This window comes from Streptomyces laculatispora, assembly GCF_017353455.1.
GTDB classification, from domain to species: Bacteria; Actinomycetota; Actinomycetes; order Streptomycetales; family Streptomycetaceae; genus Streptomyces; species Streptomyces laculatispora.
The window spans coordinates 1-10241 of sequence record NZ_JAFMPZ010000110.1; the positions used below are offsets into that span (position 1 = coordinate 1).

General features: G+C 69.7%; 11 protein-coding genes and 1 pseudogene. 7 read left to right on the forward strand and 5 right to left on the reverse strand.

Going from position 1 to position 10241, the window contains the following annotated elements:
• Positions 1-18: 18 nt before the first annotated feature.
• Together J1C73_RS06535 and J1C73_RS06540 are read right to left on the reverse strand one after the other, a co-directional pair.
• Positions 19-1086 (reverse strand): SCO1860 family LAETG-anchored protein, encoded by a 1068-nt coding sequence (locus J1C73_RS06535; protein WP_207315490.1) that lies wholly within the window; start codon positions 1084-1086, stop codon positions 19-21.
• 333 nt (positions 1087-1419) lie between these two features.
• On the reverse strand, positions 1420-2520 hold the full coding sequence (locus J1C73_RS06540) for an amidohydrolase family protein (protein ID WP_207315491.1): 1101 nt from the start codon (positions 2518-2520) through the stop codon (positions 1420-1422).
• Between the two features lie 115 nt (positions 2521-2635).
• Between J1C73_RS06540 and J1C73_RS06545 the strand changes: the two genes are divergently transcribed.
• The 5 genes from J1C73_RS06545 (at position 2636) to thpD (ending at position 7304) form a co-directional block, all read left to right on the forward strand.
• Positions 2636-3742 carry a pyridoxal-phosphate-dependent aminotransferase family protein gene (locus J1C73_RS06545; RefSeq protein WP_207315495.1) on the forward strand — a complete coding sequence of 369 codons (1107 nt, stop codon included), beginning with the start codon at positions 2636-2638 and terminating at the stop codon, positions 3740-3742.
• Between the two features lie 318 nt (positions 3743-4060).
• Positions 4061-4591, forward strand: coding sequence for a diaminobutyrate acetyltransferase (ectA, locus tag J1C73_RS06550; RefSeq protein ID WP_242643809.1), 531 nt, complete (start codon positions 4061-4063; stop codon positions 4589-4591).
• A gap of 86 nt (positions 4592-4677) precedes the next feature.
• Positions 4678-5940 (forward strand): diaminobutyrate--2-oxoglutarate transaminase, encoded by a 1263-nt coding sequence (gene ectB, locus J1C73_RS06555; RefSeq protein WP_207315492.1) that lies wholly within the window; start codon positions 4678-4680, stop codon positions 5938-5940.
• A 65-nt stretch (positions 5941-6005) separates the two neighbouring features.
• On the forward strand, positions 6006-6404 hold the full coding sequence (locus J1C73_RS06560; protein ID WP_123469128.1) for an ectoine synthase: 399 nt from the start codon (positions 6006-6008) through the stop codon (positions 6402-6404).
• A gap of 6 nt (positions 6405-6410) precedes the next feature.
• Complete coding sequence (thpD, locus tag J1C73_RS06565; RefSeq protein WP_207315493.1) at positions 6411-7304, forward strand: ectoine hydroxylase; 894 nt, start codon at positions 6411-6413, stop codon at positions 7302-7304.
• Positions 7305-7463: 159 nt separating this feature from the next.
• Here the strand turns inward: thpD and J1C73_RS06570 are convergent, their stop codons facing one another.
• The 3 genes from J1C73_RS06570 to J1C73_RS34580 all read right to left on the reverse strand — a co-directional run bounded on the left by J1C73_RS06570 (position 7464) and on the right by J1C73_RS34580 (position 9069).
• Positions 7464-7835: a hypothetical protein gene (locus tag J1C73_RS06570; protein ID WP_242643810.1), complete on the reverse strand. Its 372-nt coding sequence runs from the start codon at positions 7833-7835 to the stop codon at positions 7464-7466.
• Between the two features lie 169 nt (positions 7836-8004).
• Positions 8005-8367 carry a hypothetical protein gene (locus J1C73_RS06575; protein ID WP_207315494.1) on the reverse strand — a complete coding sequence of 121 codons (363 nt, stop codon included), beginning with the start codon at positions 8365-8367 and terminating at the stop codon, positions 8005-8007.
• A 444-nt stretch (positions 8368-8811) separates the two neighbouring features.
• Positions 8812-9069 carry a hypothetical protein gene (locus tag J1C73_RS34580; protein ID WP_372446657.1) on the reverse strand — a complete coding sequence of 86 codons (258 nt, stop codon included), beginning with the start codon at positions 9067-9069 and terminating at the stop codon, positions 8812-8814.
• A gap of 92 nt (positions 9070-9161) precedes the next feature.
• Between J1C73_RS34580 and J1C73_RS06580 the strand changes: the two genes are divergently transcribed.
• A complete protein-coding gene (locus tag J1C73_RS06580; RefSeq protein WP_207315498.1) occupies positions 9162-10004 on the forward strand; it encodes a DUF5753 domain-containing protein in 843 nt (280 codons plus the stop codon).
• Positions 10001-10117, forward strand: a pseudogene (locus J1C73_RS06585) (DUF397 domain-containing protein); the annotation flags it as partial. The gene J1C73_RS06580 and the pseudogene J1C73_RS06585, both read left to right, overlap by 4 nt.
• Positions 10118-10241: the final 124 nt, after the last annotated feature.

Below are 10241 nucleotides of genomic sequence, written 5' to 3' on the forward strand. Positions count from 1 at the left end.
GACACGCTCCCCCGCGCGTCAGCTCCGCGCACGCCGCCGGGTCACGACCATCGCGCCGGCGCCGACGGCCAGCAGCAGCGCCGCACCACCCGCGATGTACGGCGTGGTGGAGCTGGAGCCCGTCTCGGCGAGGTCGGTGTCGGTGGCCGCGGGGGCGTTGCCGGTGCCGGTCTGCGTCTTCACACCGCCGCCGGAGTCCCCGGCCGTGGAGCCCCCGTTGCCGGAGCCGCCCGAGCCTCCGGTGCTGGAGCCGCCGCCGTCGGTCGAACCGCCGTTGCCGGAGCCACCGTCGGACGCGCCGCCGTCACTGGAGCCGCCGCCCGACGAACCGCCGGTGGAGGAGCCGCCGGTGGAGCCGCCCGGCCTGGGCGCCCTCGGCGTCTCGCAGGTGGCCTCGGCGAGCGTGACCTCGCCCTGCACATCCGCGACATTCAGCTTGAGCGGGTTCACCGAGACCTTGAGCTGAAGTGCCGAGGCCGCCGCGGTGCGCGAGGTGGTGTGCGTCTTCGACAGGTCGAGCGTCACCTCACCGACGCCCGGCACCTTGACCTGCGTGGTGCCTCCGGCGGTGAGGGTGACGCGCTGGCCGAGGATCTTCACATGCCCCAGCACATTCGACTCGGCGACCGGCTTGTGGCCCACCTCGCAGACCGCCTTGGACGTGATCTGCTCGACCTCGATCAGCGAGAGCGCCGGCAGACCGGGCAGGTGGAGCCGGGCCTTCGCGATGTTGGTGTAGCCCTCGGCACGGTGCTTGTCGACGGTCGCGTTCGCCGTGGCGACATCGGCACGCAGCACGTGGATCGGCTGCCCGTGGTCCACGCCGTCGAGCCGCACGCTGAGCGCGGTCTCCTTCGCGGTGGCCGGGGCGTGCACCTCGTTGAGCGTGGTCTTGAGCGGCACATCGATCGTCTTGTTCAGGAGTGAGACGTCGAGTGCGGTACGGAGCACTACCGCGCTCGCCTTCCCGCCGCCGGTGGTCGTGGCGGTGGTCGCGGTGGTGGCCTGCGCGGGGACGGCGACCAGCAGTGCGACGGGAGCGGCGGCGACCGCCAGGGCGGCGAGGCGGAAGGTGTTGCTGTTCAAGATGGTGGAACCCCCACAAGAGACTTGGAGCCACCGGCGCCGTCCAATGGGGGACATCGCGGGCACCGGTGGCCTCGACTCCGTGAATCCTTACGCACAGAGGGTGAACTGGCAGATACCTGCGGTGAGTTCACCCCAAAGGGGGGTTTCCGTGCTTGTATTCGATTATCTCGGCACGTGCGTTCCTCGGGTTCACCCGTTCAACTGAGCGCGGGCGGCTCGAAGGTGACCGCGCCGGAGCGTACCCAGAAGTGATCCAACGAGCGGGCCGACTCCCGGTAACTGCCGGTCAACACGGTGCACCCGGGCCGGTCCGGGCCCGGGGCCCGCCCGTCAGCCGATCACGCGCCCGTTCAGCACTACCCTGCGGGGCGCGGCCAGCACGCGCACGTCCGCCCGCGGGTCCTCGTCGTACACCACCAGGTCGGCCGGGGCGCCCTCCTCCAGTCCCGGCCTGCCGAGCCACGCGCGGGCGTCCCAGGTCGCCGCGGACAGCGCCTCCAGGGCCGGGATGCCCGCCTTCACCAGTTCGGCGACCTCGTCGGCCACCAGCCCGTGGGCCAGCACACCGCCCGCGTCGGTGCCGACGAAGACGGGGACACCGGCGTCATGGGCGGCGCCCACCGTGTCGTAACGCCGCTCGTGCAGCCGGCGCATATGGGCCGACCAGCGCGGGTACTTGGCGTCACCGCCCCGCGCCAGCGAGGGGAAGGTGGCGATGTTGACCAGCGTCGGGACGATCGCGACCCCGCGCTCCGCGAAGAGCGGGATCGTCTCCTCGGTCAGCCCCGTCGCGTGCTCGACACAGTCGATCCCGGCCTCGACGAGATCGCGCAGCGAGTCCTCGGCGAAGCAGTGCGCGGTGACCCGGGCCCCCAGCCGGTGTGCCTCGGCGATGGCCGCCGCGACCGCCTCGCGCGGCCAGCAGGCGGTCAGGTCGCCCACCTCCCGGTCGATCCAGTCGCCGACCAGCTTCACCCAGCCGTCCCCGCGGCGCGCCTCCTGCGCCACGTACGCCACCAGTTCGTCCGGCTCGATCTCGTACGCGTAGTTCCTGGTGTACCGCCGGGTCCTGGCGATGTGGCGGCCGGCCCTGATGATCTTCGGCAGGTCCTCGCGGTCGTCGATCCACCGGGTGTCGGCGGGCGAACCCGCGTCCCGCAGGAGCAGCGCACCGGCCTCCCGGTCCTCGACGGCCTGCTTCTCCGTGGTCGCCGTGTCGACGGCCCCGTGGTGGTCGAGCCCGACGTGGCAGTGGGCGTCCACCAGGCCCGGCAGCGCCCATCCGCTGAGGACCGTCGCCCCGTCCGCACCGGCGGGCCGTTCGTACGAGACGCGTCCGTCGACCGCCCAGAGCTCGTCCCTGACCTCTTCGGGGCCGACGAGCACCCGCCCCTTCACATGCAGCACCCGCGGCGCCTCGCGATCACTCATGGACAGCACTGTACGAGGCACCCGCAAGGCCGTCCGCGAGGTGCTGGGTACCCTCGGTGCAGCCCCGGTCCGCAGGCCGGCCGCACACCGATCCGATCCCGAAGAGAGCACCACCGTGACGCACCCCTTCCTCGACCTCACCCCGCTCACCCCCGCGCATTTCGCGGCCGTCGAGCGGCGGGTGGCCGGTCTCCTCGCCACCGAGCAGGACGTCGTCATCATGCAGGGCGAGGCGCTGCTCCCCCTCGAAGGCTGTATCCGGGGCGGCGCCCGGCCCGGCTCGACCGCGCTGAACGTGGTGACGGGGCCGTACGGGCAGACCTTCGGCAACTGGCTGCGTGACTGCGGCGCCGAGGTCATCGACCTGGCCGTGCCCTTCCACACGGCCGTCACCGCCGGCCAGGTCGAGCAGGCGCTGGCCGCGCACCCGGAGATCGACTTCGTCTCGCTGGTCCACGCGGAGGCGGCGACCGGCAACACCAACCCGGTCGCGGAGATCGGCGAGGCCGTGCGCGCGCACGGGGCGCTGTTCATGCTGGACGCCGTCGCCTCGGTGGGCGCCGAGCCGCTGCTGCCCGACGCGTGGGGTGTCGACCTGTGCGTGATCGGCGCGCAGAAGGCGATGGGCGGTCCGGCCGGGGTGTCCGCGGTGTCGGTGAGCGCCCGCGCCTGGGAGCGGCTCGCCGCCAACCCGCAGGCCCCGCGCCGCTCCTACCTCTCCCTGCTGGACTGGAAGGAGCGCTGGATCGACGGCGGCCGCAAGGCGCTGCCGCACGCGCCGGCCCAGCTGGAGATGCTGGCGCTGGAGGCCTGTGTGGAGCGGATCGAGGCGGAGGGCCTGGACGCGCTCATGGCCCGGCACGCCGCGGCGGCCGCGGCCACCCGGGCCGGCGCACTCGCGCTGGGCGGCGGCCTGACCCCGTATGTGCACGAGGCGAAGGACGCGGCACCGGTGGCGACCACGCTGCGCGCTCCGGAGGGCGTGGACGCCGCGGGCCTGGTCGCGCGGTCGCTCGCCACGGACCCGTCGCTGCCGCTGATCGCGGGCGGCGGGGCGCTGTCCAAGGAGATGATCCGGGTCAATCACTACGGGATGGACGCGACGCGGGGCGCGGTGCTCTCCTCGCTCGCGGCTCTGGGGGCGGCGCTGGCCGATGCGGGCCGGCAGGTCAATTTCGAAGCTGCCCGCAAGGCGGTTTCACAAACCTGGCCCAGCGAATAAATCCCGTCTCAATCCAATAATGCGGGGAGCCGCCTCACCGAGAGCAGCTCCCCGCATTCTTATTCCCGCTCCCTCGAAGGCTAAACACCCCAGTTCCCGCGAGGCCGTCTCGCTCAATTCGGTTGCGTCTCCACAGAGTTATCACGTTGTGACCGACTCCACACTGAGCCCGTTATGCCGGATAAATGTGGGCCAATTCGGAAGAAAACGCAGCCGATTCGCGCCGGGGCGCGCACCCGCGTGATAGCACAGAAGGATGCTTCACCCAACCCCTCTCCTCGATGCAATTTCGAGTTTTGCTGGGTAAATTCAATTCCCATGACCGCCGCACCAGCAGATTTTGCCCGTGCCCGAAGCGAATTCATCACCATCGACACCCCACGAGTGGAGGACGGAGCCGCGATCTGGCGCATTGCCCGCGATTCCAAGGTCCTGGACCTCAACTCCTCGTACAGCTACCTGCTGTGGTGCCGTGACTTCGCGGCGACCTCCGTGGTCGCCCGCGACGAGACCGGCAGCCCGGTCGCCTTCGTGACGGGGTACATCAGGCCAGACCGCCCCGAGACGCTCGTCGTCTGGCAGGTGGCCGTCGACCACGGCCACCGCGGCACCGGCCTGGCAGCGAAGCTGCTGGACGCCCTGACCTCACGGGTCGCCGCGGAACAGGGCCTCGCCTGGGTCGAGACGACCATCACGCCGGACAACACCGCATCGGACCGCCTGTTCACCTCCTACGCCCAGCGCCACGACGTGGCCGTGGAACAAGAGGTGCTCTTCGACGGCGGCCTGTTCCCGGAGGGCTCTCATCTGCCGGAAGTGCTCTACCGCATCGGCCCGTTCCACGCCTGAGCGCGCACTTCCGCCGACCGGCTCCGCGCCCGTCGCAGTCCCCTTCACCGCCGCACGTCACACCCCCCTCACGCAGGAGACCCGCTGTGACCATCACCCCGCCCGCCCTCAGTGTCTTCGAGACCCTGGAGTCCGAGGTACGTAGCTACTGCCGCGGCTGGCCCGCCGTGTTCGACCGCGCGCAGGGCGCCCGGCTGACGGACGAGGACGGCCACTCGTACCTCGACTTCTTCGCCGGAGCCGGCTCCCTCAACTACGGCCACAACAACCCGGTGCTGAAACGCGCGCTGATCGACTACATCGAGCGCGACGGCATCACCCACGGCCTCGACATGGCGACCACCGCCAAACGGGCCTTCCTGGAGACCTTCCAGAACGTCATCCTGCGGCCGCGCGACCTGCCGTACAAGGTGATGTTCCCCGGCCCGACGGGCACCAACGCCGTCGAGTCGGCGCTGAAGCTGGCCCGCAAGGTCAAGGGCCGCGAGTCCGTGGTCTCGTTCACCAACGCCTTCCACGGCATGTCGCTCGGCTCGCTGGCCGTCACCGGCAACGCCTTCAAGCGGGCCGGCGCCGGTATTCCGCTGGTGCACGGCACTCCGATGCCGTTCGACAACTACTTCGACGGCCAGGTCCCCGACTTCCTCTGGTTCGAGCGGCTCCTGGAGGACCAGGGTTCCGGGCTCAACAAGCCCGCCGCCGTGATCGTGGAGACGGTCCAGGGCGAGGGCGGCATCAACGTCGCGCGCGCCGAGTGGCTCCGTGCGCTCCAGGAGCTGTGCGAGCGACAGGACATGCTGCTGATCGTCGACGACATCCAGATGGGCTGCGGCCGCACCGGCAGCTTCTTCTCCTTCGAGGAGGCCGGCATCACGCCGGACATCGTGACGCTGTCGAAGTCCATCAGCGGTTACGGCATGCCCATGTCGCTCTGCCTGTTCAAGCCCGAGCTGGACATCTGGGAGCCGGGCGAGCACAACGGCACCTTCCGCGGCAACAACCCCGCGTTCGTCACCGCCGCCGCCGCGCTCGACGCCTACTGGGCGGACGGCCAGATGGAGAAGCAGACGCTGGCCCGCGGCGAGCAGGTCGAGCACGCGCTGCTGGCGATCTGCGGCGAGCACGACAGCGCGCAGTTCCGCGGCCGCGGACTGGTGTGGGGTCTGGAGTTCAACGACCCGCAGCGCGCGTCGGCCATCTGCGCCCGCGCGTTCGAGCTGGGGCTGCTGCTGGAGACCTCGGGTCCGCAGAGCGAGGTCGTCAAGCTGCTGCCGCCGCTGACCATCACCCCCGAGGAACTGGACGAGGGCCTGCGCACGCTGGCCCGCTGCGTCCGCGAGACCGCCTGACCCGGGGCCGCCCCGGGCGGGCCCGATGAGATACACCGCTGCAGAGAGAAAGGCACCGACCCACCGTGATTGTCCGATCGTTCAGTGACATCGAGAACACCGACCGGCATGTGAAGGCCGCCTCCGGCACCTGGGAGAGCAAGCGCATCGTGCTCGCCAAGGAGAAGGTGGGCTTCTCGCTCCACGAAACCGTGCTGTACGCGGGCACGGAGACGTCGATGTGGTACGCGAACCACATCGAGGCCGTGCTCTGCACGGAGGGCGAAGCAGAGCTCACCAACGACGAGACCGGTGAGAAGCACTGGATCGCCCCCGGCACGATGTACCTGTTGAACGGGCACGAGCACCACACGCTGCGTCCCAAGACGGACTTCCGGTGCGTGTGCGTCTTCAACCCTCCCGTCACCGGACGGGAGGACCACGACGAGAACGGCGTCTACCCGCTGCTGACCGAGGAGGGCTGAACCACCATGACCACTGATGCACGTGCCGACCTGTACCCATCGCGCGGCGCCGCCGAGATGACCACTCCCCGCCAGGACCCGGTCATCTGGTCCGCGCCCGGCGCACCGGGTCCGGTCACCGCGAAGGACCTCCAGGGGTTCGAGCGCGACGGTTTCCTCACCGTCGACCAGCTGATCGAGCCCGACGAGGTGGCCGGCTACCACGCCGAGCTGGAGCGGCTGATCGCCGATCCGGCGGTCCGGGCCGACGAGCGCTCGATCATCGAGCCGAAGTCGCAGGACGTGCGATCGGTCTTCGAGGTCCACCGGCTCAGCGAGGTATTCGCGCGGCTGGTCAGCGACGAGCGCGTGGTGGGCCGGGCCCGTCAGATCCTCGGTTCGGACGTGTACGTCCACCAGTCCCGGATCAACGTCAAGCCGGGCTTCGGTGCTTCGGGGTTCTACTGGCACTCGGACTTCGAGACCTGGCACGCCGAGGACGGTCTGCCGAACATGCGGGCGGTGTCCGTCTCGATCGCGCTGACCGAGAACTACGACACCAACGGCGGGCTGATGATCATGCCCGGCTCGCACAAGTCGTTCCTCGGGTGTGCGGGCGAGACGCCGAAGGACAACTACAAGAAGTCGCTCCAGATGCAGGACGCGGGTACCCCGTCCGACGAGGCGCTGACGAAGATGGCCGACCGGCACGGCATCAAGCTCTTCACGGGCCGGGCCGGTTCGGCGACCTGGTTCGACTGCAACTGCATGCACGGCTCGGGGGACAACATCACCCCGTTCCCGCGCAGCAATGTCTTCATCGTGTTCAACAGCGTGGAGAACAAGGCCGAGGAGCCCTTCGCGGCTCCGGTCCGCCGCCCGGAGTTCATCGGGGCGCGGGACTTCACGCCGGTGAAGTAGGGCCGGTCCGCGGTGTGCGGGGGGGGGACGGTGATGCCGTCCCACCCCCTCCCTCTGCGCGCGGGCTCAGCCTCGCCGCGATGCACGAATACCTCCGGAGCAGCGAACCGCTGCCGACTGACCACCGAGGTGGGAACCATTCACCGGTGCCGGCCCGCGTCACCGGCCCGTACCGAGGTCCCCGAACACGCGCGGCACCCACTCATCGAGCCGGGCACCGAAGGCCGCTGCTGAACTGATATCGAAGGCCGGTATCGGTCCGGCGCCGTCGAGGCCGTCGAAGTAGTCCACGTCAGCCCAGCCGCCCCGGAACAGCACCACGGACAACGCAGCGTCCGCCGGGCCCGAGATGAGCACGCCGACGGAGTCGGGATCACGCACGAGAGTCCTGTCGGCCTCAATCCGCTGAGGCCACTGCACAGTTCCGTCCCGCCACGTCATCTGCCCGACTTCTAGACCGCCCGCCAGCCACGGCCCGGTCCGCTCGGTGATGACTGCGGCTGCCTGATCGAGATCGATGATCCGCTCCATGCGCGAATCATGCCCCACTCCGAAGGACCGCTGCACCGGCTTCCACCCGCCCTCCGGTCGGGCCGCACACCACCCGAGCCGACTCCGGTGCTCCCAGTTCTCGGTTCCGGCACACGCTTCCGGACGATCACCGTCACCGGCGTTCGTCACCACCCGCGGGCCACGCCGTTCAATCAGCCCAGCCCTCGGTGTTGGAGCAGGATTCGTCGGGAAGGTCCTCGAACTCCCAGGAGTGTCCGGGCTCGTGGCCGGTGAACAACCAGCACGCCTGTCGCATTCGGGGGACGATGGTGGGGTCCACCTGTTCGCAGGGCGCGGCGCAGACGTAGGTGAATTCGCCCTCGTTCCAGCGCAGCCATACGTCAAAGGTGCCGCGTCCCATGCTGTCCAGGCAGTCGGCGTGCTCACCGGTATGGCCCTTGCCGAGTTCACAGGTGAGCCAGTCGGGGAGTTCCTCGGCCCCCGCTCGGCAGTGCGCTTGCGCGGTCCGGAACCAGGGTGGACGGACGGGTGAGTTGCAGTGGATCACCATGGGTTCTCCGGATGAGGTGGACGATCCCGGCCCGGAGGGTGACGGGCTGGTTGTGGCGCGGCCGACCGCCTGCGGCGCGACGTGGACGGAGCGGCCGTCCGGCGAGCGTCACCAGCAGGCCGACGGCGGGGTCGAGCACGGTGAGCACGTCGGGCCCTCCGGCTTCCAGACGCGCTATCGCCTGCTCCTGCTGGTCCGGATCGTGCGCCCACGCCCGGAGTCCGTCCGGGGCGGCGGAACTCCGAAAGCCGATCGGCCGGACGTCCCGTTGGCCGCAAGGCGTGAGATCGGGGGCGCCGGGCCCGTCCGCGAGCCGATGTGCCTGTCGCCGAAGCCACCGGAGCGCGAACCGGCGGTTCGCCACGGTCGCCCTGCCGAGCGAAACCGCCCTCCCGCCGGCCGTAGCCGTGACCTCCACCAGGTAGGCCGCGCCGGTCGGAGTGCTCACAGCACCTCACCCCGACTCCGCGCGTTGCACCGCGCGTTCTCCGCTCGCAGCCGCTCTATGGCATCGGCGGGACGCACGTGCTCGGGCTCGGCCTCCCATTCGGTCCCGCCGCAGACCGGCCGCAGTGACCAGTACGGGCCGGCGACTCCTCGGAACTCACCCACGCGGCCTTGACGGCTGGTGTCCACCAGGAGTGTGCCGGGGGAGGGAACGTGGTGAGGGCGTCCGTTCAGGGAACCGTTTTCTGTACACACGATCGTGCCTCTCCGTAGCCATTCCACTACCAAGGCGGCCCAGCGTGGCCTACGGTCGGCCCGTACTCAACGTGGCAGGTACGGAGAACACATTGGTAAACATCAAGGAGTTGAACCCGGACGCGTCGCCGGAAGCGGCGTACGGTGCCCGCTTACGCAGGGCACGAGAGGCGCGCGACTGGAAGCAGGACGACCTCGGTGGACGGATCGGATACACCGGACGGCACGTCTCCGGCGTAGAGAATGGTCGTAAACCGCCAACCCGCAGGTTTTCGATCGGTGTTGATGCCGCACTGGGGCTCGAAGGAACAACCGATTCCTTTGAGCGCGAGTGGCGGGACATCCGGCACGGCAGTCTGCTGGAAGGCTTCCCGGAGTATGTGGGATACGAGGGCCGGGCAGCGGAGATCCGGCTGTACGAGGTAGGCGTTCTGCCCGGTCTGCTCCAGACCCCGGAGTACGCGACCGTCCTTGCCGAGAGCGCCGTCAGGCGGAGAGCGATCACTTCCGAGCAGGCGCACGAGCGGATCGCCCTCGTCGCGGAGCGGCAGGCCGCGCTCGTACGGAAGTCCGCTCCTCCGCTCGTCCTGGTGGTGCTGGACGAGAGCTGTATCCGCCGGCCCGTAGGAGGATCAGCTGTTATGGAAGCGCAGTTGGCGCGACTGCTGGACTTCGCCGAGCTGCCGAACACCGTGCTCCAGATCGCCCCGTTCAGCATGGGGGAACGCCGCCCATTCAACCTGCCGCTGTACATCCTGACGCTCTCGGACCGCCAGCTCATGTCGTACGCGGAGTCCGCCCAGCAGGGGCACCTCGACCGGGAGAACACTTCCGTGGTGCCCCTGTTGACCACCTACCATCAGTTGCAGGCTGAAGCGCTCTCGCAAGCGGCATCCGTGGCCATGATCGAGCAGTTACGAAAGGGCACACCGTGACAACCGATTCCCCCCGCTGGTTCAAGTCCTCCTACAGCGACAACGGCGGCGCCTGCGTCGAGGTTGCCGCCAACGTCGTCGCTTCGCGCGGCATGGTCCCCGTCCGTGACTCCANNTGGCGGGCGTGAAGGCCGGAGGGTTCGACACCGTCTGACCGACCGGTTCAGCGGAGCCCCGTCATGCATCGCGTGGTGGGGCTCCGCCGCGCCCGGGACACGGCTGAAGCCCCACCCCCTC